Source organism: Priestia flexa, from assembly GCF_021441905.1.
Lineage (GTDB): Bacteria > Bacillota > Bacilli > Bacillales > Bacillaceae_H > Priestia > Priestia flexa.
The window spans coordinates 2,350,737-2,375,464 of sequence record NZ_CP090431.1 but is presented as its reverse complement, the minus strand read 5'-3'; the positions used below and the strand labels follow the sequence as shown (position 1 = coordinate 2,375,464).

The window sequence follows — 24,728 nt, the reverse complement described above, 5'->3', positions numbered from 1 at the left end:
GGGATTTTATGAAAAAAGTGATGTCTGTAGGGCTTGTAGCAGCTTTAGCTACCTCAATCCTTATCCCATTTAAGACTCCTTTAGTATCAGCAGAAGAAACGCTTGATGCTAAAAGCATTGTTTCAGAAATGACGCTAGAAGAAAAAGTTGGTCAAATGCTGATGCCAGATTTTCGTAACTGGAAGAAGCAAGGGGATAAAATGGCTGTTGGATTTACTGAAATGAATGATGAAGTAGGAAGTATTGTGAAAAAATACCATATTGGCGGCGTAATCTTGTTCGCTGAAAACGTGGTAGATACTGAACAAACAGTTCGATTGGTTAATGGTTTGCAAAGTGCCAGTGAAGATATTCCTCTTCTTGTTACAATCGATCAAGAAGGTGGAATTGTTACAAGGCTACAGTCGGGAACCAATCTGCCAGGAAATATGGCGCTTGGTGCTACTAGAAGAGAACGAAATGCATATAAAACTGGAGAGATTATCGGTAAAGAGCTGTCCTCTTTGGGCATTAACGTAAATTTTTCTCCGACGATTGATGTGAATAATAACCCAGGAAACCCGGTGATTGGTGTCCGGTCATTTAGCTCAGACCCAAAGTTAGTAGCAAAATTAGGTGTTCAAACAATTAAAGGATTACAAAAACAAAATATTGCAACGGCAGCCAAGCATTTCCCAGGACATGGAGATACCGCGGTAGATAGCCATTACGGTTTACCTGTTGTATCACATGATAAAAAGCGCTTAGATGAAGTGGAACTTTATCCTTTTAAACAAGCGATGGATGCAGGTGTAGACATGATTATGACGGCGCATCTACAATTTCCAGCCCTCGATGACACAACGTATACAAGTAAAAAGGATGGTCAACAAATTACGGTTCCAGCTACATTATCGAGAGGGATTATAACCGATCTTTTACGAAAAGAGCTTGGATACAATGGAATTGTAGTTACAGATGCATTAAATATGAAAGCTATTTCGGATAATTTCGGCCAAGAAGAGGCTGTTATTATGGCTATTAATGCTGGCGTAGATATTGCACTTATGCCCGCTCAAGTCAACTCTATTGAAATGGAAAAGAATTTAGAGGATGTTTATAGCGGAGTAATAAACGCAGTCCATAGTGGAGAAATTCCAATGGCTGAGATTAATGACTCTGCCGAACGAATTATTGATTTGAAAATAAAGAGAGGCATTTACGAAGCAACTGATCAAAATGTAGATAAAAAAGTGAAAAATGCTCTAAGGGTAGTAGGAAACAAGGAGCATGTAAAAGCAGAAGAAAAAATGGCAGAAGAAGCGGTGACATTACTAAAAAATGAAAAGTGTACTTTGCCATTTAAACCTAAAAAACATGAAAAAGTATTGGTGGTTGCCCCTTTCAAAGACCAGACAGATGCAATGGCGCGCACAATTCAAGAGCTAATAGATAAAAAAAGGATTAAGTCAGTAGATGTAGAACGTTTAGAATTTGAAAATAAGACGTTTACAGAGGAAACTAAAGAGAAGATAAATGAAGCTGATTATGTTATCACAGGTTCATATATAGTGAAAAATGACCCGGCAGTGAACGATGGGGTAATTGATGACACAGTTCAAGATTCATCCAAATGGGCAACAGCTTTCCCAAGAGCCGTTATGAATTACAGTCAATCACAGAGTAAAAAGTTTGTATTAATGAGTGTGCGAAATCCTTATGACATAGCAAATTTTGAAGAAGCTAATGCTGTTTTGGCGGTGTACGGTTTTAAAGGATACACGAATGGACGCTATCGTCAGCCAAATATTCCAGCGGGTGTTAAAACCATTTTTGGAGCTTCTGATCCAAAAGGAAAGCTTCCCGTAGCTATTCCTTCTGTCACAAATAAAGGCGAAACGCTATACCCGTTTGGCTTAGGATTAAATATTAAAAATAATAAGCCTTTAAAATAAACAAAAGAGCTACCTACATAGGTGGCTCTTTTTGTTCTTCAATTAAGAGTTGAATAAGGTTTTTTAACTGTTTAAACTCCTCTGATGTACCGACTACTGTTTCGCTTAAAGCATGCAAAGTACTGCTAATGACAAACGAGCGTATTTGAGGCTGACGAATAAGCTCTTCTTGTAAGAATGTTAGTAATTCAATAATTTTTGGCTTGTCTACATCATCAGCATCTTCCGCTTCTTTTGTTACTAATAAGATAGAGGCTCGAATCTTTTGTTCTGTTGTTTGAGGAGAATGATTGTGAAAAGGAATCCACTGTGTTAGCAAGTCAGGATCAAAAAGCATTTCTTGGCTAGTAGAGACATTTTTCACTAAATGAACTAATCGATCGACGGTATAACGAATGATTTTAGGTGCGTCAATTTGGTTATGGTGTGCCATGACGCTGTAGTGAAAGTTGCGGTGTAGAATGCCTAAAAACATAATGGCGCAGTCCAGTAAGTAAGCTTTTTTATCTGAGCCAAATAAGTCAATTAATCGATTGTAAAGCCAGTGTAATTCGTAAAGCTGAGCTTGTTTAAAATGCTCCTTTAGCTCAGCGTTATTCGAAAAGAAAATCTCTTCAAATAGTGTAAACAATTGATTTTGATGGTGCATTTGTACCTGAAGTTCAATTTGCTTAATGAATATATCTAAGTCTGAACGGTTTTGGCCAATTAAAAATTCATTTCTTTTGGTTTCTAACTCATCATAAACCGACTCGAAAATTTTAATGACTAGCTCATTCTTAGACGAAAAGTAATTATAAAACGTACCTTTTGAAATGCCGCTATCTTCAACGATATCTTGTATAGATGTTGCTTGGAATCCTTTTTCAACAAAGAGCTTATGAGCGCTCTTTAGCATCAATTCTTGTTTTTTATTCATTTCATCACCTGCAATAAAAGTGTACTAGCTGTCTATTTATTTATGATACAAGAGAAAAAACGTTTACACAAACTCTTTTAAAATCACAGCTTTTTTTTGTTGCAAAAAATGAACTGAAGGTATAATATACAATATGTGAACTTATAGTATAAAAAAATATACTTGCGGTTTAGTGAGAGGAGGAACTTTATGCAAACTACAAAAAAACCACCATATGGAATTATTGGTATTTTACTTATAGGAGCATTTATTTCATTACTTAATGAGACATTATTAAACATTGCTTTACCATCTATAAAAAATGAGTTAGGAGTAACAACATCAACCGTTCAGTGGTTAACGACAGGTTATATGCTTGTCAATGGTATCATGATTCCAACCACTGCTTTTTTAATTCAACGATACTCGGTCCGTGGCTTGTTTTTAACAGCGATGGCTCTTTTTACAACGGGTACAGTAGTAGCTGGAGTAGCGCCGGAATTTGGAGTATTGTTAGCTGCACGTGTTATTCAAGCATCAGGAGCAGCTATTATGATGCCGCTATTAATGAATGTGCTGTTAACGAGCTTTCCAATTGAAAAGCGCGGGGGAGCAATGGGTATTTTTGGATTGGTGATGATTTTTGCACCTGCAATCGGCCCAACTCTTTCAGGATGGTTAATTGAGCATTATGACTGGAGAATGCTATTTCACGTTGTGACGCCAATTGCATTTGTTGTTCTTGTATTAGCATTTTTCTTGTTGAAAGATCAAAAAGAAAAGGTAGATATTCAGTTAGATAAGCTTTCTTTAATTCTTTCTGTATTTGGATTTGGTGGTTTACTGTACGGGTTTAGTTCAGCTGGAGATAAAGGCTGGGGATCACTAGAAGTATACGGAACGATTATCGTTGGAGTAATTGGGTTGGTTTTATTTATTACTCGCCAGTTTAAGCTTGAAAAACCAATGCTAGAGTTTCGTATCTTTAAATATCCAATGTTTGCATTGTCATCTGCCATCTCAATTGTTATTACGATGGCATTATTCTCTGCAATGCTATTACTACCAATGTACGTACAGAGTGCTCGAGGGATTTCGCCCTTAGATTCAGGATTATTGTTATTACCGGGAGCCTTAGTGATGGGGATTATGTCTCCAATTACAGGCAAGCTGTTTGATAAATTTGGCGCACGCGTGCTAGCTGTAATTGGGTTAGCTATCACAGGTGTTACGACGTATATGTTTAGTCAATTATCATTGACAACTACATATACGGAGCTAATTATCCTATACACGGCTCGTATGTTTGGTATGTCAATGGTTATGATGCCGATTATGACAAACGGATTAAATCAGCTTCCACAGCAATTTAATCCGCACGGCACAGCGATGAATAATACGTTACAACAAGTGTCAGGAGCTATTGGTTCAGCTTTACTTGTAACGGTTATGTCTAACCGCACAGAATTTCATGCAGAAGAATTAGCAAAAGAGGCAATGAGTAATGGAGCCGTTGCACCAACGGCTGATTTGCAACAGCAAATTGGACTGCAGGCCATGGTTGAAGGGATCAATGATTCATTTTTAATTTCATCGATACTTATAGTGGTGGCATTAGTCTTATCGCTCTTTATGAAGCGAGTAACAGTTAGCGGAGTTACACAAGACCAACAAGCTGTTAAAAGAGAACAGTTTGCTAAATAAAATAAAAAAGGTAAGGTTCACTTATAAGTGAACCTTACCTTTTTTTATGAATATGTTCGTTGTATAGTGAAAAAGTATGATGAGTCTTGAAAGGAGAATGAGGAGTTATGTGGCAATCTCTTCAAGGTGAACGTATTTGTCTAACCCCAATCCAACTTGAGCACGCACCGGAGCTTTTTAAAATTTGGTCTAATCAAAAAGTTACTGAATTCATGAATATTGATTCTTTTTGTGATGAAAAGCAAGCAAGGGAAATGATTGCTTTTCTACAGAATCTAGCGAAGGAACAAAAAGCACTACGCTACACAATCTTTCATAAAGAGCAAGCAAAGATTATTGGTTCATGCGGATTTAATCAAATAGATACTCATAACCAGCACGTAGAAATTGGCTATGAAATAGACGAAGTATTTTGGGGACAAGGATATGGTTCAGAGGTAGTTCAACAATTGGTTCATTATGGTTTTGTGAGCCTTGATATGGTTAGGGTATCGGCTAAAGTAGAGCCAGCAAACAAGGCGTCCATTCATTTACTAGAGAAAAATCATTTTCAGTATGAGGGAACTCTGCGAAAAGTTGAAAAGTCAAAAGGGATGTTTGTTGATTTATGCATGTATGCTCGAATTAAATATGAGTAATAAAAACGCGTCAAGTTTTAGCCTGACGCGTTTTTAATTAACTTGTATAAATAAAGCTTAGCCCCATTGATTTTAGTAGCTTTCGATAAGCAATGGATGTTTGGTCAGCTGCGATATGAGCTTCCATTTGTAAATCAAGAGGGAGATCTTCGGGCTTTTGGTTTTCAACCATTTCGCGATCTTCATCGAATACCCGAAGGTTAAAGTCATAAACACCTTCAACAGGAGAATCTTTGTCAAAGTTGCGAGCAATAGGTACAAATAAGCGCGTTTCACGAGCGGAAACTGGACAAACCGCATTCATAATCCAAAGCTGGCCACCTTCAGGAAAATAAACTTTTAGTGTAGCGGTGAAAGGTGGGTACACGTCAAATACCCGCAGCCATTTAAAGTTTTCTGGATTTAAGTGTGCTTGTTCTTTAGAGTAATTGCTTACAGTGCTTAAGTACTCCACGTTTAAACCATAGTCTGTTTTATCAACCTTATATCTGGGAACAAAGGCATTGTTTCGATCGCCAAATGTATCCGTATGAACCCAGGCAAAATGTGCAACATCCAAAAAGCCTTCCATCTGTCGACCTGCCGAACCCCCTATATCAAAGCTAGGACAAACAATTTGTTGAAAGTCAGGGTCATCCCAAGCCTGAAACTGTGGAATGTTATCCATTTCGCCTGTTAACGATGTCCAAATGAGTCCAAATTGCTCGATAACAGGGTAAACCGTCATGCAGAGGCGAGGAGATATATTTGCATCAGGATGCGCTGGTATCGATGTACAAGCTCCTTCTGTGTTATAGCGAAATCCGTGATAAGGACATACAATTTCCTCCTCTTCTACCCAACCCATACTAAGGGGAGTGCCACGATGAACGCAGAGGTCTCGAGCTACGACAACTTGTTTTTTAGTGCGATATACAACTAAATTGACATCTAATAGCTTAACGCTAAGCGGCTTTTCGTTTACCTCAGCTGCTTGTGCGATGGGATACCAATAGGTCGAAAGAGTCGTCCAATCCTCCTTGCTAAACGTACAGTCACGCGGATAAGGTGTTTTTGGGGGAGATTTTTTAAGCATTTGTTGTTGGTCCATTTATCTTCTTCCTTTCTAGTTTCTTGAATGTTTTACCAGTGTAACTCATTTTTAGAAAATTCTCATTTTTATTGTTAGATATTCTTACATTCATTTGAATTTTTGTAGATTATAGTGAATCAGATAGATACATTTTGGATAATAAATGAAATAAAATGTTTCAAAGAATAGAAAAATATGATATAATTACGATTGACGCTGGCGTAGCTCAGTAGGTAGAGCACTTGCATGGTAAGCAAGAGGTCGCAGGTTCAATCCCTGTCGCTAGCATAATACGTGTAGTAAAACGAGGACCTTTTAAGGGTCTCGTTTTTTTGTACTCATCAAAGTATTTATTTTCCTAAAAATAGATAAAATGTAAAAATGTTTAATGGAAAGAAAACTAGGGTAAAAGAGGTTATCGATAAAAACTGAACGAGGAGTGCATCTAAATTTGATCACATTTAAAAATGTTTCAAAGCAGTATGAAGATGGCACCACAGCTGTCAAAGACATTAATTTAGAAATAAGGCAAGGGGAGTTTTTTGTTCTTATTGGTCCTAGTGGATGTGGGAAAACAACGACGCTTAAAATGATTAATCGTCTTCATGATGTGACTAGTGGTGATTTATACATAGCGGATAAAAAAGTAACGGATTACAACATTAATGAGCTGCGCTGGGAAATTGGGTATGTCCTCCAGCAAATTGCTTTATTTCCTCATATGACCATTGCGGAAAACATCGCGGTAGTACCTGAGATGAAGGGGTGGAAAAAGAATAAAATCAAAAAGCGTGTAGATGAACTCTTGGAACTGGTTGGACTGGACCCGAAGCAATACCGAAACCGCAAGCCTTTTGAACTCTCAGGTGGGCAACAGCAGCGCATTGGTGTAGCTAGAGCTCTCGCAGCCGATCCTCCTGTTATTCTTATGGACGAACCTTTCAGTGCACTAGACCCGCTAAGTCGTGATCAGCTGCAGCAGGACGTTTTAGCTTTAAAAGAAAAGATAAAAAAGACATTCGTCTTTGTTACGCATGATATTAGCGAAGCCATGACTCTTGGAGATCGTATCTGTTTAATGAAAGATGGGGAAGTAGTTCAAATTGGCACACCAAAAGAGTTTGTTCAAAACCCTAAAAATGATTTCGTAAAATCATTTATCGGTAATCAGGGAAGCGTATTGCTTCAACCATTAGAAGTATTTGTTAATGAAACAAATCAGCAAGATTTTGAAAAGATTGAAGCCCCTGTACATTTAAAATCATCTGCATCTATTGGCGAAGCTGTAGAGCTTTTACAAAAGCACGATTGTGTTGGTGTTTATAAAGGTTCAAAAAAAATTGGTATTGTAACGAGCAAAAACATCCTTGCCTTCTTGTCTAATAAATCAAAAGAAGGAGCGGTGGTATAATGAATGGCTTAACTACTTTGTTAGAACAAAGGGGAGATGCGCTTGTTCAAGCACTGCTTGAACATGTTCAAATTTCCGTACTAGCGCTATTAATTGCAGTATTAATTTCCGTGCCTCTTGGCCTGTACTTAACCAGGCATGAGCGAATTGCTGAGCCTATTATCGGCGTAACGGCTGTTCTACAAACGATTCCTTCATTAGCTTTATTAGGGTTATTAATTCCAGTAGTAGGAATAGGAACCGTTCCCGCTGTTATTGCTTTATTTCTCTATGCTTTATTACCAATTGTTCGCAATACATATACAGGAATTAAAGAAGTAGACCCATCTTTAATTGAAGCAGCAAGAGCGATGGGAATGAATTCATTTAGGCGACTGATAAAAGTCGAGCTACCCTTGGCTCTTCCAGTTATTATGGCTGGTATTCGTACAGCGATGGTCTTGATCATCGGAACAGCAACCATCGTTGCATTAATTGGTGCAGGTGGATTAGGTAGCTTAATTCTATTAGGAATTGACCGAAGTGATAATGCTCTTATTTTATTAGGTGCCATTCCAGCAGCACTATTAGCAATTGTCTTTGACGTGGTTCTTCGAACAATTGAAAATTCTTCAAAGAAGGGTTCGAAAAAACGTCCTATCATTATGATTGCTATTTTAGTATTAATTCTTGCATCCCCGTTTATAGCTATGAAAGCAACTGAGCCAGATCTTGTAATAGGTGGGAAACTTGGTGCAGAACCAGATGTTTTAATTAATATGTATAAACAGTTAATTGAAGACGAAACGAATATGAAAGTAGACTTACGTTCGTCATTGGGAAAAACAGTTTTTGTATTTGAAGCTCTTCGTAATAAAGAAATTGATATTTACCCAGAATATACTGGAACAGCGCTTGTTACGCATTTAAAAGAGCAACCTAATAGTAAAGATGCCAGTGAAGTATACGAACAAGCCAAAGTAGGATTAAAGGAAGAATTTGATTTAGTCTATCTTCAACCGATGGCTTTTAATAACACGTATACATTAACAGTAACAAAAGAGTTTGCAGAGCAAAATAACGTCAAAACTATTTCAGACTTAACAAACGTGGCTGATCAAGTAAAGGCTGGCTTTACCCTTGAATTTAAGGATCGAGAAGATGGATATGCAGGTCTTCAAAAAGAGTATGGCTTAGCGTTAAACAATGTTAAAACGATGGAACCAAAGCTTCGCTATAATGCAGTTCAAACAGGTGATATTAATTTATTGGATGCATATGCAACAGACCCAGAAATTGAACAGTATGATTTAGCAGTTCTAGAAGATGATGAAAAGTTCTTTCCCCCTTATCAAGGTGCGCCTGTCTTAAGAGCAGAAACGTTAAAAGAGCATCCTGAGTTAAAGGAGATTCTCAATAAGCTAGCAGGGAAAATCAATGATGAAGAAATGCGTAAAATGAATTATGAAGTCAATGCTGAAGGGAAAACAGCAGAAGAGGTAGCCCACAAGTTCTTGGTTAAAAAGGGGTTAGTATCAGACTGAAATTAATTGAAAGCCGAGCAATGACTCGGCTTTCTTTATGATGAGGTCGTACCTTTATGTAGTACTTGTAGCCACGTGTCTGGAGAAATTTCGAAGCCTTCAATACTAATACAGGTCATTCCATCCGCGCTACCAAATTCAACGTATTCACCGGCTTTCCAAAATACAGCTTCTCCGAAATTAACATAAATTCGACCTTCACTGTTAGCAATCCATCCTTCTCCGCTTATAATTAAGAGTAGTTTGGGAATCGTGGCTTCAGTTTTAGGCGCGTAATCATAAGGTGCTAATGAAATGTAATTTATTTTTACATCTCCCGTCTGAGAAAGAATGGTGTTGAAATGATAAGACTGATAAAGCATAGAATCAGTTTTACGCTGAGCATATTGATATAGTTTCACATTGGTCCCTCCAGTAGACACGGATTTCGTTGTCGTGTTTCCGTAGCGTAACTAATATATGTATGAACATAAAAAAAAGACCCAAAAAGCAGAAAACTGTCTGCTTTTTGGGTCTTTTTAATCTAAGAATGTTTGAATTTCCTGCCTGTTCTTTTCTAAATCTAATCGTAGTACAGCGCCTGCTCCTGAAACACGTTCATTGATAAATGCACCGTCAACAGGGATGCGAAGCGAATCAAGTTCATTTGAGCTTCCAAGTAAGAAATCTTTTCCTATAGATACGAAGGTCTTTGGAGGTACATTTGTATCCACATAGGGATCAATAATTCCCCATAACTTAGGTGCTTTAGCAATTGTTTGAAGCGATAACGCTTCTTCTGTAAGTTTACCTAAAACTTCTTGCTGTCTTTGAACCCGTCCAAAGTCACTTTGACTATCATGTCTAAATCGCACATAGCCTAATAGCTCTTCACCGTGAAGCGTCTGCTTTCCCGGTTCTAAGGTCATCCCGATACCATGGGACATTCTTTGGTTAATATCAACTTCAATACCATTTGGAGCAATTGTATCTACAACTTTTGAGAAGCCTTTAAAATCTACTACCGCATAGTAATTCACATCGATACCGAAATTTTCCTTTATTGTTTTGCGCAAAAGCTCAGGTCCCCCAAATGCATATGCTGCATTGATTTTATTTTTTCCATACCCGGGGATATCTACATAACTATCTCGCATAAGAGATACAATCTTTGGCTGGTTATTATCCTTGTCATAGTGCGCAATCATAATTGTATCAGCACGTGAATGTTCTTCCCCACGCGAATCAATCCCTAAAAGAAGAACGTTCATAGTATCTAAATTGGCGCTTTTACCGTTAAATTCAAATTGTCCATCTTTTTGAAAGTCGCCGTCTGCTTCAGCCAACCCTTGTTGATATTGATAAAAAACATATCCAGCTAAAGCAATCAGTACTACAGAGCAAAAAAGAAAAAATCTTCTCATTCGCTTTTTCTTTCTCTGTTTATGTCGTTTGCGATGTTCACGTTGTTCCAATATTCTCACCTATCATTTTAAAGTAATTGAAAAGTATAGCAATTATATTCTTATATAAAATTACCATCACATTCTATGATTAGCAAGTATTAGCCATTTTAATCGTAAAAGCTAGGTGTGTATCTAGGTATGTATTCTGTAAGATTAAAGCAAACAAAAAGGTTTTAATGAATTTATACGTTTTTTGCAGGTGAATGAGCCAAAAGTCTCTAATTAGTAAAAGGTGAAAAAATGCAGAATGGCAAAGGAGATGGGGAAATGAGCTTATACGTATCATCTTCAAATATAGTCGTTATTCCACAAAAAGCTGTTTCACACTGGAAAACATATGGAGTGGGAACAATTAAAGGAGCAAAAGTGACGGGAAAGCGCTGTGAACAATTGATGCTACGATTTAAAGAGAAGATAATGACGCCTTTTCAAATGGTATCTTATCACGAGTCATTCGTTGTCATGTTTGATGATGAGCAAAGCAAAGAGCATTTTGAGCTAATTGCAAACATACTTCAGGCAGATGGGGATAAGTTTAACTACTACCTGTTATTTGATGATCATGAATCTGAGGTTTTGAAGGGAATGAAACAATTTTTGACAGTAGGCGAGTTTAATGTACCAGTCGTACGGCTTAATCAAACAGGTGAATTTGATTTTCATAGCAATGGCAACTCGGTTGAAATAGTCATTGATGATGATGTAGATGAAGAAGGAATAAGTTCGTTTATTCAAACATTTAGGTTAAACGAAGGACATTATTTTATTGGTGACCCTGGATTTTTAAAAAACCAAGAGATGTTCCAGGAGCAATATTTTACCGGAGGGGATTACCATCTTATTTATCAGTATAATAATCAATGGCTTAAAAAAGTAATTATTCAACCTAGCGAATCAGTACAAAATAGTATATAAACTAGAATTTCTTTTGTGCCTAAAGACGTTGTTTCACTATTCGAGAAAGTAGTGAAATTATGGTATAATAGTTTTAACAGATAAAGAAAGGAAGTTATATACGATGAATGAACGTTTAAGTAATCTGGCTTCTTGGCTTTCTGAAAAAAGCTATGATGCTGCATTTATTTCTTCAACAGAAAATGTATTTTATTTAACAAATTTTTATACGAATCCACATGAACGGTTATTAGGTCTATTTGTATTTCCAGATGCTGAACCTTTACTTGTTTGTCCTTTCATGGAAGTTAATCAGGCAAAAAGTGGAGGATGGAAGTATGATATCGTTGGATATGAAGATCATGAAAACCCTTGGAAACTTATTCATGAGGCATTACATAAAAGAGGAGTTAATAACATTGGTCGTTTAGCAGTGGAAAAAGAACAGCTATCTTTCCTGCGAAGTGAAGAGTTAAAAACGTTGTATCAAGATGCTGTCTTTGAAAGCGTAGAAGAAAAAATGAACGAATTAAGGCTAGTTAAAACGCAAGCGGAAATTGACATTTTACAAGAAGCAGCAGCCCTTGCTGATTACGGTGTGGAAGTAGGTGTATCTGCTTTAAAAGAGGGCGTTACGGAAATGGACGTTCTTGCTAAAATTGAATATGAATTAAAGCGAAAAGGTATTCGAGAGATGTCGTTTTCTACGATGGTGTTATTTGGAGAAAAAACGGGTGATCCTCATGGTAATCCTGGGCTACGCACGCTGAAAAAAGGTGATATGGTCTTATTTGACTTAGGCGTTGTATTAGATGGATATTGCTCAGATATTACGCGAACAGTGTCATTTGGTGAAATTACTGAAAAACAACAGCATATGTACGAGACGGTTAATAAAGCGTTAGACGCTGCTTTATCTGCATCTAAGCCTGGCACGAGGATTGGGGACTTGGACATGATTGCGCGTAACCTTATTTCGGAAGCGGGATACGGAGAATACTTTCCACATCGACTAGGTCACGGATTAGGAATTAGTGTACACGAATTTCCTTCTATGAACCGTACGAATGATGACGTATTAAAAGAAGGCATGGTTTATACAATTGAACCAGGGGTCTATATTCCGAACGTTGGTGGAGTACGTATTGAGGATGATGTAGTTATTACGAAAGATGGAAATAAAACGTTAACGAAGTACCCTAAAAACTTACAAATTATTAAACCGTAAGAAAAAGCCCCATTAAAAGGGCTTTTTCTATATGAAGAGAAGAAGACTAATGGCCATGATAGCCATTCCACCGATAAGACCATAAATAGAAAGGTGAGCCTCATCATATCGTTGGGCAGCAGGTAAAAGTTCATCCAAAGAAATAAAGACCATAATTCCTGCTACTGCGGCAAAGATAACCCCGAACATAACGTCATTTAAAAAAGGCATGAGTAAAAAATATGCAGCAATAGCTCCTAGAGGCTCTGAAAGACCTGATAAAAAAGAGAGTTTAAATGCTTTCTTCTTATCACCTGTTGCAAAATAAACGGGTACGGAAACGGCAATTCCTTCAGGGATGTTATGAATAGCAATTGCTACTGCAATAGCAATTCCTAAAGAAGGATCTTGAAGGGTTGACGTAAACGTAGCAATTCCTTCAGGGAAATTATGAATGGCAATTGCTAAAGCAGTAAATGTTCCCATTTTTAAAAGAGCAGTGTCTTTCACTCTTGGTTGTTTCATGTCTTCTACGGTCTTTAATTCATGTGGGTTTCCTTGTTTTGGGACAAATTTATCAATCATTGCAATCAATAGCATTCCAGCAAAAAAACCACCAACCGTTACCCAATTTCCAGATACTTTACCAAGTGCTCCTACAAGGGCATCCTGTGCTTTTACAAAAATTTCAATCATGGATACGTAGATCATAACGCCAGCTGAAAAACCGAGTGCAATTGATAGAAATTTTGTATTCGTTGTAGATACAAAAAAAGCTAAAATACTTCCTATTCCTGTTGCGAGACCTGCCATTAATGTTAAACCAAAGGCTAGTAATAAATGTTCAGTCATGAAATAATCCTCCTGAAAGAATAAGAGTGAGTTTTTATCTATATTCCACAAATATCTGAGACATGACCAGTGTGTAAAGGCAACGGGAAATAATATCACATGTTCAATTCTCAATTTATCTAGCACAGTATATTCAGTTTCTTTTGATTGGGAACTTGCCTATAGTTTAGAAGGAGTATGAAATAGCGATTGTGAAAATCATTTCCAAGAGATATATTACGAACAGATAACATTTTGTTCACAAATTATCGCATCGCTATCGATTTTTCGTTTGGTAGTATATCCTGTACATTAGAGGCTTTGTAAGCTTGATAGCAAGGAGGCTTTTTGATGACTAATTACTCAAAAGATGATGAACAAATTATACATAAAGCAGTTGAAGTTTTTGGAGGGAAAGATCGTATTGACGAATTTGAGGATGAGAGAAAAAAACACAGCGTACATGTTTTAGCAACAGGCAATCACCCCCGTTCAGACTTAACAGCATATGCAACGTTGGGAGGGTATCATTGTCCAACAGGATACACGGTGGGTGGTATTCCACTTCGCATTGAAATTGTAGGAGCATGTCATTCTTCATTTGCACCCTTCCCACAAATTTTAAGCAAGTGTGTATTTCATATGATGAAGTCACATGTTTCAATCTTTCCAGGGGCAATTTATAAAGATATTATTACTTCTTTCGATCATAGCCTTCATATGCAGCATATTTTATTGATTCCGCCATTTTTATGGGATACATTTTCTACGATTGAGCTATCAGATAAAAAGGTTGCGTTTTTACAAGCAGTCCCAATCTCTGAAAATGAGCGAGCTTTTGCATTAGAATATGGAGTGGACTCTCTGCTAAGCCGATTCGACGATGAGCGAGTGAACGTATTTAATTTAGAGCGTCGAACGGTAGTATAAAGAGGCAGCCAGGTAGGGCTGTCTCTTTTTCTTGATAGAAAACAGGCTTGTATCTAGAAACTTTAGGACAAAACTCCACGATTGTCCTAAGACAAACACCTATACGTGATAAATTCCCATTACATATAGTAGAACATAAGTATTAAACATAATTAGGAAGGGGATGTTATGATGAATAACCAGCGCAGAAGGCCACAAATAAATCCAAATTTTCGTCCAAGTGGGGGCACAAATAATGAGGATGGAAACAAAAATATCATTAGCAACAGTGGAAACTCCAACGTTAATATTAACCTAGGGCAAGGAAAAAGATCAAAACAGTCGCAGAGCCTAGATCAGTCTGATAGCGGCCTAATCTTTTAATCTAAGGGGGACTCTTTAGTAAGCGAATTTAGTGAAAATTCGCTTAGGTTAATGAAGAGTGAATAGCGGTTAGTACGGGGAGGTTTATCATGAAAAGCTTAGTAAGTGATAGTGGAAACGCAAAAGTAGATATTACCATTAATATAGATAATTCAGCTCTAGCTTATTTAGTAGGAAGCTGCCTCCATGCAACTCAGCAAATAACCGATGAACAATATCTTCAAATGATGACTAATCTGACAACACTACTTGGGAAAAATAGTGAAGAAATAAAAAAGCTGTTTTCAAACCATCAAATTTCGACGAATAAAAAATTTAAATCTGCTAACGAGCTAGAGAATTTAAAAATCTATTATAATAAGAAGTAGAAGCACTTGATAAAAGTGCTTTTTATTTTGAATTCAGTCATAAAAAGGGGAAGTCAATGAATAGTAGAAATAGAGTTGTCTATGCTTGTTTATGTTTAATAACAACTCTGCTGGGGTTGTCAACGAGGGTTTTTCAAGAGTATCTACCTGCTTTTTTGAGGTTGTATATAGGTGATACTTTGTGGGCATTAATGATCTTTCTTGGATTTTCCAGTATATATAAAACAGCTAGTACCATTCGAATTATTGTTATATCAATACTGTTTTGCTATGTCATTGAATGTAGTCAGCTTTACCAAGCAGAGTGGATTGTACAACTTAGAGAAATCACTTTAGGAGGACTCATTTTAGGATATGGCTTTCTTTGGAGTGATCTAATTGCATACACTGTAGGAATTGCAGTGGGGGGATTGGTAGAACTTACTTTTAAAAAGAATCCGTACATAAATGATGAAAAGTATTGACTCTCACGCTACGTCATACTTTATCGTTACTATTAAGAGGGGGGATTGAAAATGGCTATGCAGGTAAAGGAAGTAGCAAGTTTAGCTGGTATTAGCATACGAACTCTTCATCATTATGATGAAATTGATTTATTGAAACCGACGGAAGTAACTGAATCGGGATATCGGTTATATGTTGAAGAAGATTTAGAGATGCTTCAACATATCTTATTATTTAAAGAGCTAGGGCTTTCTTTAAAAGAAATTAAAGCAGTCATTTATGATCCTTCCTTTAATAAACAAGAAGCTTTAGAGTTACATCAACAGCTTCTAATTGAAAAACGAAATCGACTTAATCGGATGATTGCTATGACTGAACAAACGATTAAGTCGATGAAAGGAGAAGGATTGATGACCAATAAACAAAGGTTTGAAGGATTTGATTTTAGTGTGAATCCGTATGAAGAAGAAGCAAAAAAGCGATGGGGTAACGAGAAAGTAAACCAAGCGAATAAAAAAGTTAGAAGTATGACAAAAAGTGAACAAGAGGATTTATCGGCAGAAGCAAATGAGATTTATAAAAAGATAGCTAAGCTGATGAATCAATCACCATCATCAGAATCGGTTCAAAAAGCTATACAAGAGTGGTATGACTTCTTGAATCGTAATTTTACGACATATTCACCAGAAGCATTTAAAGGGTTAGGAGAATTATATATTCAAGATGAACGCTTTCAAAAGAACATTGACCAATTCGGAGAAGGTTTAGCTGAATTTTTAAAAGAAGCTATGGGGGTATTCGCTGATAGTTTGTTAAACGAGGAAAAGCAATAAGAGAAGTTATTCATGATTTTGAACATAGTAATTGAAAAGAGTCCCCATCCAAATGGGGACTCTTTTCAATTACTACTGCGCAACGTTTTTGATAGAATTTTTGCTACGGATTTACTTTGTTCAATTTGTGTACGTTTATTATTTTTGCGTTCTAATGCAATCGCTTGTAGGCTTTTTTCTTCTTCTGTTTGCGCTACAACCTTTGGTACAGTAGCAGGTTTCCTACCTTCTAAAGCAACAAACGTTAAGAAAGAAGTCGCTGCAATTCGTTTAACACCTGTAATTAAATTCTCAGCGATTACTTTTACAAAGATAATCATTGAGCTTTTGCCAGTTAGTACAACAAAAGACTCATATGATATGAAATCTTCTTCCGTCACAGGTTCAATAAAATCGACGTGATCAATCGATGCTGTAACACACGGTTTTCTTGAATGTTTTGTAGCAGATAATGATGCAATCATGTCCATATCGGCTACAATTTTCCCTCCAAATAACGTATGGTGATTATTTAAATCATTAGGGAAGATATGCTGTGATTTTACAACTCTTGATACACTGCAAGGTATTTGTTCAACTGTCATCTATAAAGCACTCCTTTAAAACCTCAATCTATAATGAATGTCCATATGTAATAATAAAAAACGTATATCAATTTTATTCCCTATTTTTGAATCAGTAATCTTTATGATGAAAAGTAAAAAAATAGAGTATTTTCTGTCATATTAGTTAGGTATAAAGTTGTGGCTGTTTAATATGCATTTTACCTTTTTTAAATATGTAAATAAAAAGAATTAAAAAATTTCTCCTTTTGTCCGATAAATAGTTTAAAATATTCATAGATTTATTTATTTAAGGAGGAACGTATGAAAAAAGTAATTGCTGCTTTAGTTGTTATGTTCATGCTTAGCTCAAGCTATTCCGTGGTAAACGCAAAAGCTGAAACAAACCCAACTGTAAGCGTCCAGCTTAAAAATTATTTGAAAAACAAAAAGGAAATTCAAATTCAAACATCAGAAGATGCAGCGACATCTTATGAAGGAGTTCGATTAGAAGCTAATCAGACCTATCTCTTAAAGGTAGAACAAGGGAAACTTTCTTTATATAAAGGAACTACCAAATTAAAGGCTGATACAACTTTTAAACTTTATACTAATCAAACAGCAGAAACGCGTATTGAAGGAAGAGTGTATAGTGGGAGTTTTGATTTTGTGATTGAAGGTAACGAATATATACTACCAATTAATCATGTATCAATGGAAGAGTATTTAAAGGGAGTCGTTCCTAACGAAATGATTCCAAGTTGGCCTGTAGAGTCATTAACTGCACAAGCTATTGCAGCACGTACATATGCAATGGGGCATCTGAACAAAACCATCAATGATACCATTCAATATCAAGTATACGGTGGGAAAACAGTCTATGCTAATACGAATGCAGCTGTTGAGAAATCATATGGTCAAACCCTTACATATAATGGTAAATTAATTAGCGCACTGTATTCATCTAGTAATGGTGGAGTTACGGAGTCAAATGCTAATGCGTGGTCAGGAACATCGCTTCCTTATTTACCAATTCAAACCGATTCATATGATCCAAAGCACCCTTGGAATTTAACAGTGAACAAGCAGCAAATAAACATAGAAAACTTAGACTTAGTTCGCTATAAAGAATGGTGGAGTGCCATTAAAGAAAATGATAAGGAAATTACTGATAACATTAAAGCCTATTTACAGAAAAAAGATTATAAAGGGAAAGAAATTAAGGTTGTCTCAATTCCAAAGCTAGAATTCACTGAAAAGAATACTAGTAATCGTTATAATAAAGGAAGCTTAGAAGTCAAGTTTATTGTAAAAGACGATGTTGATTCAGAGGGGAAACTTAATGTGAAAACATTGAGCTTAAATAATGTAAAGTCTTCTGATATTCGTCCAATTATTGGGGTAAATCTTATCAAAAGTTACTATGTGACTGAACAAAATGCTACTGATAAAGAAACGGTACTAAAAGGCTTAGGATATGGACATGGTGTGGGAATGAGTCAATACGGAGCTTATTATCGTGCCAAAGCTGGTCAAACGTATGATCAAATTTTAGGCTTTTACTACCCGAATGCAGAACGCACACAGCAATACAACCGTGAAGCAAAGCGTTTAGCAGGACCTGAACGCTATGATACAGCTGCAGAAATTGCAAGAGAAGGATGGACGACGGCTCGAACAGTTGTCATTGCAGCGGGAGGGAATTTCCCAGATGCGCTAGCAGGAGCTCCTCTTGCTGTTCAAGAAAATGCTCCGCTATTACTAACAACGGGTCATGAATTGCATCCAACTGTAAAAGAAGAGCTTCAGCGCTTGCAGCCTGAAAAAGTAATTGTGTTAGGAAGTTCAAGAGTTATTCGTGATTCAGTATTAGATGAAATTAAGCAATTAGGTGCTAAGGAAGTTCAGCGTTTAGGCGGAGCGGATCGCTTTGAGACGTCAGCGGCAATTGCTAAACAAATAAATTCTTCGAAAGTAATTGTAGTGAATGGACAAAACTTCCCAGATGCTTTATCAGTAGCTCCATATGCAGCGAAAGAAGGAATTCCAATTGTATTAACAAGACCAACTTCAATTCCTGCAGCTACAGCACAAGTGCTTGAAGGAAAAACAGAAGCAATTGTTATTGGTTCTGAACAAGTAGTTAACGAATCAGTTTACAATTCTCTTCCAGCTAACCGAGTGAGATATGCAGGAGAACATCGCTACGCCACAAATCAGAAGGTTGTGACGAACTTACTTGGCAATACAAAAAAAGCTTATGTAGCAGCGGGAACTAATTTTCCAGATGCACTAGCTGGATCAATTCTAGCTGGAAAACATGGTGTACCAGTTATCCTAACCGATGCAGATAAGCTGCCAGCAGGTACAGCTGATATCTTAAGTGGCTATAACGATTTTACAGTATTAGGTTCTAGTCGTGTAGTAAACGACTTTGTAGTTAATGAACTAGAAGAAATTGCAAATAAATAAACGGAAAAGCCGTGGCAAAAACGTCACGGCTTTGTTTGTGAAGCTGGAATGTGAATAGTAAAAGAAACGCCTTTATCTAGGTTTTGAACTGAGATTGTCGCATTATGCATAGTAACAATTCGCTTTACAATACTGAGTCCAATACCAAACTCTCCTTTTGAACCTTTTTCAAACGGTTCAAAAATAGTGGATAATACGCTCTCTTCGATAGGAGGTCCGTCATTTGCAATTCGACATTCTACAATATCTATCCCTTCACGAATTTTTCTGTGAACAAAGATAGAAATGGATGATTCAGCGTATCTAATCTGGTTTTCTAAAATGTTCTCAATAACTTTGGTCCACTGCTCTTTATCACCATCAATTGTCACTTTATCATCTCTAATATCCCATTGAATTTCAGTACGACTCCACCGCAGCCTTTCAACTACCTCGCAAATAAGTTCTGACAAAGAAAAAAGCTCATGGTCAACAGGGTGAGCTGATAGATAATCTAATTTTGTTAAATATAACAAGTCACGAATTTTCTTTTCTAATTTCTGTGATTCATCTTCAATGACTTGAACAGTATTTGGCAAATCTCCTTTTGGATAAATACCATCTTGTATGGATTGAGCGTAGCTTCTAATGACCATTACAGGTGTTTTCAAATCATGTGAGATATTTTGAAGAAGAGTTTGTTGTGCTTCTTCTTTTCGAATAAGTCGTTGTCGCATTTGTTCTATGGAAGAGCCCAATTTTCCAATTTCATCCGTGCGGTCTAACGTTACAGGCTCGTGCCATTCTTGTTCTGCAATTCTCTTAACATGTCTCTCAAGCGAGACAAGAGGACGACTTAAATATTTTGCGAGCCAAATAGAAGGGATCCAGCTTAAAAGAAAAACGATGGACATTACGACTAATAGCTGCTTAAATAAAGCGGAAGCCAAGGCATTTCGATACGTATCCCATGAAAACGATAATAAAAATGCAGGCTGGTCATTAATGATTACTTTACTAATTACATAAAATAACGTTCGGTTACCCAGGTCTTTTTCATACCTTTCGACAGTTGATTCCTGATCTTGAGCTAGCTCCTGTGCGTGTCTCAAAAAATCTTGAGGCAGAACGCGTGAAGATAGATAGGAAATATCGACATTTTCAGGTAATAAAATGTGGTCTACCGTACGGTTTCGTAAAGATGGCCCGTTTTCGTCATTGCTAAAATAATATTCGCCAGAGCGACTAGGCAACCCGTATTCTTTTAAAATATGTTGTTCGTTTTCAATGCTTGTATAAATCTCATCGGTGAAGAATTGTCTAAGTGCGCTCGGGAACAACGTAGCTAACAAAAGTGAGATAACTAGTAATATGCCTGAGATGACAAGCCAAATTTGAAAAGCAAGAGATCGGTTTTTCATGTGCTCATCATCCGATAACCATATCCATAAATGGTTTCAATTCGAGCATGTGGCAGTTTTTTTCGAACCCTGCGTACTAAATCATCCACCACTCGGTCTGAACCGAAGTAATCTTCACCCCATATAGAATCTAATAACTGCTCGCGTGAAAATGCTTGGCCTATGTCTTTAGATAATGTAACAAGAAAATCAAATTCTTTTGATGTTAAATCAATAGTCTGATTGTTTTCATATACAGTTCGTGTATGAAGGTCTAACGTATAGGGACCTATAGCAATTGTTGATTCGTGTTTTTGTTTTTGACCATACACAAGGTTTAAAAGTTTTTGAACACGAATAACGAGCTCACGAGGCAAGAATGGCTTGGATAAGTAGTCATCGCTTCCCATTTCAAGCCCTAATACTCGATCAATATCTGCATCTCTAGCAGAAATGAAAATCACAGGGATATCAGGGGTAGCAGACTTAATTTCACGAATGAGATGATAACCATCGATATCAGGAAGCATGATATCTAAAACCCAAAGACTAGGAGGGGTATGAATCATTGCTTTGGCATCTGTTCCATTTGAAAATGAAGTAACAGACCAGCCTTCTTTTTGTAAATAAAGAGTTAAAACTTCATTTAAGTTTTGTTCATCTTCGACTAAGTAAATTGTAAAGCTCACTTTATACACACTCCTCTTTCTATTCAAAGCTATTATACTATGTGTTTGGTAGCAGAAAAAATTTTTTCACAATTTCCCATATTCTTTTGATACTTATCCCAAACTTTTGTTTTATAGTGTAAATAACGAAAAACATAATTGAATGTAAAGGAGCCAATTATATGGAACCAAGAGACTTTAATCAAAATAACAATGATGGTGAATATAACAGTCAACCTAATAATGACCAAATGAAAGCTCAATACGATGCAGAATATCAACAAGAACCAGGTATGAAACAAGAATATCCAATTTATCGGTCTGAGCATGTAAGAGAAGAAAAATCTAAAAGAAGGTTTTTACCATTTCTTGCATCGTCCATTGCAGGTGCTGTATTAGGTGGAGGAATTGTATTATATAGCGCGCCTCAGCTAGGGTTCACAAATGATGGAAGCCAAACGAATACCGCATCTACTTCAACAAACGCTACAACTACAGCTGCTACAAAAACTATTAGCACCAATGTAAGTCAAGGAGACCTGGTATCCGTTGTAGATAAAGTTTCACCAGCCGTAGTAGGCGTAAACAATATCCAAGAGCGAACAAATCCCTTTTCAGGAGATACGCAAACAGCAGAATCTGGAACAGGTTCAGGCGTTATTTTTAAAAAAGATAATAACAAAGCGTATGTTGTAACAAACAACCACGTAATAGAAGGATCAAGTAAGGTAGAAGTTACGTTATCAAATGGGAAGAAAGAGGATGCCCAAATTGTAGGTGCGGATCCGCTAACCGATTTAGCTGTTTTAGAGATGGATGCTAAAAACGTAGAGGCAGTAGCTGAATTTGGTGATTCTACTTCACTCGTGGCTGGAGAACCGGTACTTGCCATTGGAAACCCCCTTGGTGAGCAGTTCTCAAGAACAGTCACACAAGGTATTGTAAGCGGCACGGAGAGAACGGTAAACATTACAACATCAGCTGGGGAATGGAACTTGGATGTTATTCAAACAGACGCAGCTATTAATCCAGGAAACAGCGGTGGAGCATTAATCAATGCTGCTGGTCAAGTAATTGGTATTAATAGTTTAAAGATTGCTGAAGACGGTGTAGAAGGAATCGGTTTTGCTATTCCAACTGCAGATGTTCAACCTATTATTGACAAGCTAATGAAAGATGGAAAAATTAATCGACCATATATGGGAGTGGGGCTACAGGATGTAGCAGGTTTATCAACTGCCATTAAAGAAAATGAGCTAGGCCTAACAGAAGATACTTCTGACGGTGTTGTGGTTACGACAGTTGAACCTTTTTCAGCTGCTTCAGAAGCTGGTCTACAATCAAAAGACATCATTGTAGGGATAGATGGTAAAGAAGTAAAAACATCCAGTGACTTGCGCAAGTATTTATACACGGAGCGTGCAATTGGAGATAAAGTAAAGCTTGACGTTTACAGAAACGGAAAAAAAATAAACCTTTCACTAACGTTGAAACAACAAGGCAACGATGAATGATATACACAGCACGGCAGCTATTTCTATTTTTAATCGCTGCCTTGTTGATTACTGGGTGTGTAAATGCTTCAGAAGAAGTTGTTTTTCCAACACTAAACAATGAACAGCCGTCTAATAAAGTGGTCGCTATATACAAAGGTGACCCTATTACAAGTGATGAACTTCGAGAATTTTTAGCCGTACAAGGCTTTCTAGATCCGGATGCTCCGGTGAACGATTCTTCTTATCGAAAAGATGCTCTTTATCAGCTTATTGTTGATAAGTACGTAGGGGAAGAAGCTGTCAATACTGATTGGGTGAACCAACAGTCAGAACAATTGTGGAATGAAATTGAACATTCCTATAGTCAAAAAATTAGAGAGCAAGCTTATGAAGAGCTAGACATTACAGAAGAAGTTGTAAAGAAGCACATTAAAGCTCATTTTCAATCGAAACAGTTCTTTCGAGACAAAATATCCGAAGAAGATGTAAAAGGCTACTTTGACAAAGCGGGATATAGCGCTGAATTTAAAACAGTTGAAGAAGCGAAAGAGCCAATCCTTCAAAAGCTTGTACAAAAAGCTATCAATAACTATGTTCAGGATGAATTAAAGAGACAGGTTAAGTACGTTCAAGTCTCTTGATTCACCTTTTATATAGATTACTGAGGTTGGGACATAAGTATTTCAGCTAATGATCTATCCGAACGATCAACAGTTGAATACTTTTGATCGTTCAGATATCTTTTGTTGAGACAGAATCATTTCGTTATGTCCCAGTCTCATTCTGTTTGTTCTTTTCATTGATGAAGCCCCCTTTTATCGTGATAGAGCAATATAAATGAAATGAATAAAAATAGAAATAGACAAATGTTTTTGTAAGTGATAAGATAGGGTTGTAAAATCTTTCATTATTCGGAAAATTCATTGTCCTTTCACCTTTTGGTTGAAAGGCATTTTTTTGTTTAATTCGCATACATAAAGATAAAGAAAATAAAATGACTAGTCTCCATTCATACTCCTCAGACGTGATGATACCATCACGTCTTTTTGCAATTAAATGTTAATATGTAAGGTTGCCTTATGAAAAGAATTGAAGTAGTCATAGTCTAACTTATTTTTCTTTTAAAAGATAATCGATAAAGCCGGGTTTCATTTCGACTTGAGAAATACCGATATGAGATACAGTATGTGCAAAAGGAGTAACTTCATCGATGAAATTTTCAAGTTCCTTAAGGTTTGGAAGCTGTAACTTTGTAATAAAGCAGGCTTTTCCAGCTATTCGTTCACAAAATAAAGCGTATGGATAAGTAGCGATAAATTGTTTAAAGCGACGATATTCACCGTTTTTAATTGTTGCCTCAACAAAACAAGAAATAGGAAGCCCTAATTTTTCACAATTAATAGTGACAGAGTATCCGCTAATAATACCAACTTGTTCCAAATTTCGAACCCGCTCAGCAACCGAAGGGGCTGATAGATTGACTAATTTTGAAAGTTCTCTCATGGAAAGTCGAGCGTTAGTAGTTAACTCCTTTAAAATATGTAAATCAATACGATCAATGTTCATCTATTCTCATCAGCTCTTTCATTTTTATATTCTATTATAGTGAAAAATGATAAAAATTTCTGCGTTTTGCCTTCTTATTTTTAGGGGGATTTTATTATTTAAAAAAGGTA

General features: G+C 36.7%; 24 protein-coding genes and 1 tRNA gene. 16 read left to right on the top strand and 9 right to left on the bottom strand.

Annotation, left to right across the window (positions count from 1 at the left end; all coding sequences use genetic code 11):
* Window positions 1-8: 8 nt before the first annotated feature.
* Entirely contained in the window at window positions 9-1,934 is a 1,926-nt protein-coding gene (locus LZP85_RS12280) for a glycoside hydrolase family 3 protein (protein WP_119543300.1), read from the top strand.
* A 13-nt stretch (window positions 1,935-1,947) separates the two neighbouring features.
* Here LZP85_RS12280 and LZP85_RS12275 read toward each other — a convergent pair whose 3' ends face one another.
* On the bottom strand, window positions 1,948-2,853 hold the full coding sequence (locus LZP85_RS12275; RefSeq protein ID WP_025911378.1) for a TetR/AcrR family transcriptional regulator: 906 nt from the start codon (window positions 2,851-2,853) through the stop codon (window positions 1,948-1,950).
* Between the two features lie 189 nt (window positions 2,854-3,042).
* Here LZP85_RS12275 and LZP85_RS12270 point away from each other — a divergent pair, with 189 nt between their 5' ends.
* Together LZP85_RS12270 and LZP85_RS12265 are read left to right on the top strand one after the other, a co-directional pair.
* Window positions 3,043-4,536 (top strand): DHA2 family efflux MFS transporter permease subunit, encoded by a 1,494-nt coding sequence (locus tag LZP85_RS12270; protein WP_062686964.1) that lies wholly within the window; start codon window positions 3,043-3,045, stop codon window positions 4,534-4,536.
* A gap of 107 nt (window positions 4,537-4,643) precedes the next feature.
* On the top strand, window positions 4,644-5,174 hold the full coding sequence (locus tag LZP85_RS12265; RefSeq protein WP_025911376.1) for a GNAT family N-acetyltransferase: 531 nt from the start codon (window positions 4,644-4,646) through the stop codon (window positions 5,172-5,174).
* 37 nt (window positions 5,175-5,211) lie between these two features.
* Here LZP85_RS12265 and LZP85_RS12260 read toward each other — a convergent pair whose 3' ends face one another.
* Window positions 5,212-6,264, bottom strand: coding sequence for an aromatic ring-hydroxylating oxygenase subunit alpha (locus LZP85_RS12260; RefSeq protein ID WP_119543299.1), 1,053 nt, complete (start codon window positions 6,262-6,264; stop codon window positions 5,212-5,214).
* Between the two features lie 197 nt (window positions 6,265-6,461).
* Here LZP85_RS12260 and LZP85_RS12255 point away from each other — a divergent pair.
* The 3 genes from LZP85_RS12255 (at window position 6,462) to LZP85_RS12245 (ending at window position 9,180) form a co-directional block, all read left to right on the top strand.
* Window positions 6,462-6,534, top strand: a tRNA-Thr gene (locus tag LZP85_RS12255).
* Window positions 6,535-6,697: 163 nt separating this feature from the next.
* On the top strand, window positions 6,698-7,657 hold the full coding sequence (locus tag LZP85_RS12250; RefSeq protein ID WP_119543298.1) for an ABC transporter ATP-binding protein: 960 nt from the start codon (window positions 6,698-6,700) through the stop codon (window positions 7,655-7,657).
* On the top strand, window positions 7,657-9,180 hold the full coding sequence (locus LZP85_RS12245) for an ABC transporter permease/substrate-binding protein (protein WP_119543297.1): 1,524 nt from the start codon (window positions 7,657-7,659) through the stop codon (window positions 9,178-9,180). The genes LZP85_RS12250 and LZP85_RS12245 overlap by 1 nt, the downstream gene beginning before the upstream one ends.
* A 35-nt stretch (window positions 9,181-9,215) precedes the next feature.
* Here the strand turns inward: LZP85_RS12245 and LZP85_RS12240 are convergent, their stop codons facing one another.
* Both LZP85_RS12240 and LZP85_RS12235 read right to left on the bottom strand, forming a co-directional pair.
* Window positions 9,216-9,581: a hypothetical protein gene (locus LZP85_RS12240; protein WP_025910794.1), complete on the bottom strand. Its 366-nt coding sequence runs from the start codon at window positions 9,579-9,581 to the stop codon at window positions 9,216-9,218.
* A 117-nt stretch (window positions 9,582-9,698) separates the two neighbouring features.
* Window positions 9,699-10,583 carry an LCP family protein gene (locus LZP85_RS12235; RefSeq protein ID WP_374699996.1) on the bottom strand — a complete coding sequence of 295 codons (885 nt, stop codon included), beginning with the start codon at window positions 10,581-10,583 and terminating at the stop codon, window positions 9,699-9,701.
* 309 nt (window positions 10,584-10,892) lie between these two features.
* Between LZP85_RS12235 and LZP85_RS12230 the strand changes: the two genes are divergently transcribed.
* The gene (locus LZP85_RS12230) at window positions 10,893-11,540 is read left to right on the top strand and encodes a hypothetical protein (RefSeq protein ID WP_025910796.1); all 648 of its coding nucleotides are present in this window, start codon (window positions 10,893-10,895) and stop codon (window positions 11,538-11,540) included.
* A gap of 103 nt (window positions 11,541-11,643) precedes the next feature.
* Complete coding sequence (locus LZP85_RS12225) at window positions 11,644-12,747, top strand: M24 family metallopeptidase (protein ID WP_226639015.1); 1,104 nt, start codon at window positions 11,644-11,646, stop codon at window positions 12,745-12,747.
* A 27-nt stretch (window positions 12,748-12,774) separates the two neighbouring features.
* On the opposite strand, the gene zupT is transcribed toward LZP85_RS12225, so the two are convergent.
* Window positions 12,775-13,578 carry a zinc transporter ZupT gene (zupT, locus tag LZP85_RS12220; protein WP_078989488.1) on the bottom strand — a complete coding sequence of 268 codons (804 nt, stop codon included), beginning with the start codon at window positions 13,576-13,578 and terminating at the stop codon, window positions 12,775-12,777.
* 330 nt (window positions 13,579-13,908) lie between these two features.
* Here zupT and LZP85_RS12215 point away from each other — a divergent pair, with 330 nt between their 5' ends.
* The 5 genes from LZP85_RS12215 to LZP85_RS12195 all read left to right on the top strand — a co-directional run bounded on the left by LZP85_RS12215 (window position 13,909) and on the right by LZP85_RS12195 (window position 16,495).
* The gene (locus LZP85_RS12215) at window positions 13,909-14,487 is read left to right on the top strand and encodes a suppressor of fused domain protein (protein ID WP_061786026.1); all 579 of its coding nucleotides are present in this window, start codon (window positions 13,909-13,911) and stop codon (window positions 14,485-14,487) included.
* A gap of 168 nt (window positions 14,488-14,655) precedes the next feature.
* The gene (locus tag LZP85_RS12210; RefSeq protein WP_142925367.1) at window positions 14,656-14,850 is read left to right on the top strand and encodes a hypothetical protein; all 195 of its coding nucleotides are present in this window, start codon (window positions 14,656-14,658) and stop codon (window positions 14,848-14,850) included.
* Between the two features lie 89 nt (window positions 14,851-14,939).
* Window positions 14,940-15,218 (top strand): hypothetical protein, encoded by a 279-nt coding sequence (locus LZP85_RS12205; protein WP_025910801.1) that lies wholly within the window; start codon window positions 14,940-14,942, stop codon window positions 15,216-15,218.
* A 56-nt stretch (window positions 15,219-15,274) separates the two neighbouring features.
* Entirely contained in the window at window positions 15,275-15,682 is a 408-nt protein-coding gene (locus LZP85_RS12200; RefSeq protein WP_226639013.1) for a ribosomal maturation YjgA family protein, read from the top strand.
* Window positions 15,683-15,733: 51 nt separating this feature from the next.
* On the top strand, window positions 15,734-16,495 hold the full coding sequence (locus LZP85_RS12195; RefSeq protein WP_119543993.1) for a MerR family transcriptional regulator: 762 nt from the start codon (window positions 15,734-15,736) through the stop codon (window positions 16,493-16,495).
* Between the two features lie 65 nt (window positions 16,496-16,560).
* On the opposite strand, the gene LZP85_RS12190 is transcribed toward LZP85_RS12195, so the two are convergent.
* Complete coding sequence (locus LZP85_RS12190; protein WP_206782513.1) at window positions 16,561-17,079, bottom strand: acyl-CoA thioesterase; 519 nt, start codon at window positions 17,077-17,079, stop codon at window positions 16,561-16,563.
* A gap of 282 nt (window positions 17,080-17,361) precedes the next feature.
* Here LZP85_RS12190 and LZP85_RS12185 point away from each other — a divergent pair, with 282 nt between their 5' ends.
* Entirely contained in the window at window positions 17,362-19,509 is a 2,148-nt protein-coding gene (locus tag LZP85_RS12185; RefSeq protein ID WP_119543991.1) for a SpoIID/LytB domain-containing protein, read from the top strand.
* A gap of 23 nt (window positions 19,510-19,532) precedes the next feature.
* On the opposite strand, the gene LZP85_RS12180 is transcribed toward LZP85_RS12185, so the two are convergent.
* Together LZP85_RS12180 and LZP85_RS12175 are read right to left on the bottom strand one after the other, a co-directional pair.
* A complete protein-coding gene (locus LZP85_RS12180) occupies window positions 19,533-20,909 on the bottom strand; it encodes a sensor histidine kinase (RefSeq protein ID WP_119543990.1) in 1,377 nt (458 codons plus the stop codon).
* Window positions 20,906-21,577, bottom strand: a complete 672-nt coding sequence (locus tag LZP85_RS12175) for a response regulator transcription factor (protein ID WP_206782514.1) — start codon at window positions 21,575-21,577, stop codon at window positions 20,906-20,908. The genes LZP85_RS12180 and LZP85_RS12175 overlap by 4 nt, the downstream gene beginning before the upstream one ends.
* Window positions 21,578-21,849: 272 nt before the next feature.
* Between LZP85_RS12175 and LZP85_RS12170 the strand changes: the two genes are divergently transcribed.
* Both LZP85_RS12170 and LZP85_RS12165 read left to right on the top strand, forming a co-directional pair.
* Window positions 21,850-23,070: a S1C family serine protease gene (locus LZP85_RS12170; RefSeq protein ID WP_226639036.1), complete on the top strand. Its 1,221-nt coding sequence runs from the start codon at window positions 21,850-21,852 to the stop codon at window positions 23,068-23,070.
* Entirely contained in the window at window positions 23,067-23,693 is a 627-nt protein-coding gene (locus tag LZP85_RS12165; RefSeq protein WP_206782515.1) for a hypothetical protein, read from the top strand. The genes LZP85_RS12170 and LZP85_RS12165 overlap by 4 nt, the downstream gene beginning before the upstream one ends.
* A gap of 469 nt (window positions 23,694-24,162) precedes the next feature.
* On the opposite strand, the gene LZP85_RS12160 is transcribed toward LZP85_RS12165, so the two are convergent.
* Window positions 24,163-24,618, bottom strand: coding sequence for an Lrp/AsnC family transcriptional regulator (locus tag LZP85_RS12160; RefSeq protein ID WP_025910809.1), 456 nt, complete (start codon window positions 24,616-24,618; stop codon window positions 24,163-24,165).
* Window positions 24,619-24,728 lie beyond the last annotated feature (110 nt).

What these genes read in the sequence shown, in the direction of transcription:
- LZP85_RS12200 (WP_226639013.1), top strand. Translation starts at nt 15,275, where the DNA reads ATGAATAGTAGAAATAGAGTTGTCTATGCTTGTTTATGTTTAATAACA.
- LZP85_RS12270 (WP_062686964.1), top strand. Translation starts at nt 3,043, where the DNA reads ATGCAAACTACAAAAAAACCACCATATGGAATTATTGGTATTTTACTT.
- LZP85_RS12170 (WP_226639036.1), top strand. Translation starts at nt 21,850, where the DNA reads ATGAAACAAGAATATCCAATTTATCGGTCTGAGCATGTAAGAGAAGAA.
- zupT (WP_078989488.1), bottom strand. Translation starts at nt 13,578, where the DNA reads ATGACTGAACATTTATTACTAGCCTTTGGTTTAACATTAATGGCAGGT.
- LZP85_RS12265 (WP_025911376.1), top strand. Translation starts at nt 4,644, where the DNA reads ATGTGGCAATCTCTTCAAGGTGAACGTATTTGTCTAACCCCAATCCAA.
- LZP85_RS12180 (WP_119543990.1), bottom strand. Translation starts at nt 20,909, where the DNA reads ATGAAAAACCGATCTCTTGCTTTTCAAATTTGGCTTGTCATCTCAGGC.
- LZP85_RS12260 (WP_119543299.1), bottom strand. Translation starts at nt 6,264, where the DNA reads ATGGACCAACAACAAATGCTTAAAAAATCTCCCCCAAAAACACCTTAT.
- LZP85_RS12275 (WP_025911378.1), bottom strand. Translation starts at nt 2,853, where the DNA reads ATGAATAAAAAACAAGAATTGATGCTAAAGAGCGCTCATAAGCTCTTT.
- LZP85_RS12280 (WP_119543300.1), top strand. Translation starts at nt 9, where the DNA reads ATGAAAAAAGTGATGTCTGTAGGGCTTGTAGCAGCTTTAGCTACCTCA.
- LZP85_RS12185 (WP_119543991.1), top strand. Translation starts at nt 17,362, where the DNA reads ATGAAAAAAGTAATTGCTGCTTTAGTTGTTATGTTCATGCTTAGCTCA.
- LZP85_RS12225 (WP_226639015.1), top strand. Translation starts at nt 11,644, where the DNA reads ATGAATGAACGTTTAAGTAATCTGGCTTCTTGGCTTTCTGAAAAAAGC.
- LZP85_RS12235 (WP_374699996.1), bottom strand. Translation starts at nt 10,583, where the DNA reads ATGAGAAGATTTTTTCTTTTTTGCTCTGTAGTACTGATTGCTTTAGCT.
- LZP85_RS12190 (WP_206782513.1), bottom strand. Translation starts at nt 17,079, where the DNA reads ATGACAGTTGAACAAATACCTTGCAGTGTATCAAGAGTTGTAAAATCA.
- LZP85_RS12245 (WP_119543297.1), top strand. Translation starts at nt 7,657, where the DNA reads ATGAATGGCTTAACTACTTTGTTAGAACAAAGGGGAGATGCGCTTGTT.
- LZP85_RS12160 (WP_025910809.1), bottom strand. Translation starts at nt 24,618, where the DNA reads ATGAACATTGATCGTATTGATTTACATATTTTAAAGGAGTTAACTACT.
- LZP85_RS12195 (WP_119543993.1), top strand. Translation starts at nt 15,734, where the DNA reads ATGGCTATGCAGGTAAAGGAAGTAGCAAGTTTAGCTGGTATTAGCATA.
- LZP85_RS12165 (WP_206782515.1), top strand. Translation starts at nt 23,067, where the DNA reads ATGATATACACAGCACGGCAGCTATTTCTATTTTTAATCGCTGCCTTG.
- LZP85_RS12230 (WP_025910796.1), top strand. Translation starts at nt 10,893, where the DNA reads ATGAGCTTATACGTATCATCTTCAAATATAGTCGTTATTCCACAAAAA.
- LZP85_RS12210 (WP_142925367.1), top strand. Translation starts at nt 14,656, where the DNA reads ATGATGAATAACCAGCGCAGAAGGCCACAAATAAATCCAAATTTTCGT.
- LZP85_RS12215 (WP_061786026.1), top strand. Translation starts at nt 13,909, where the DNA reads ATGACTAATTACTCAAAAGATGATGAACAAATTATACATAAAGCAGTT.
- LZP85_RS12205 (WP_025910801.1), top strand. Translation starts at nt 14,940, where the DNA reads ATGAAAAGCTTAGTAAGTGATAGTGGAAACGCAAAAGTAGATATTACC.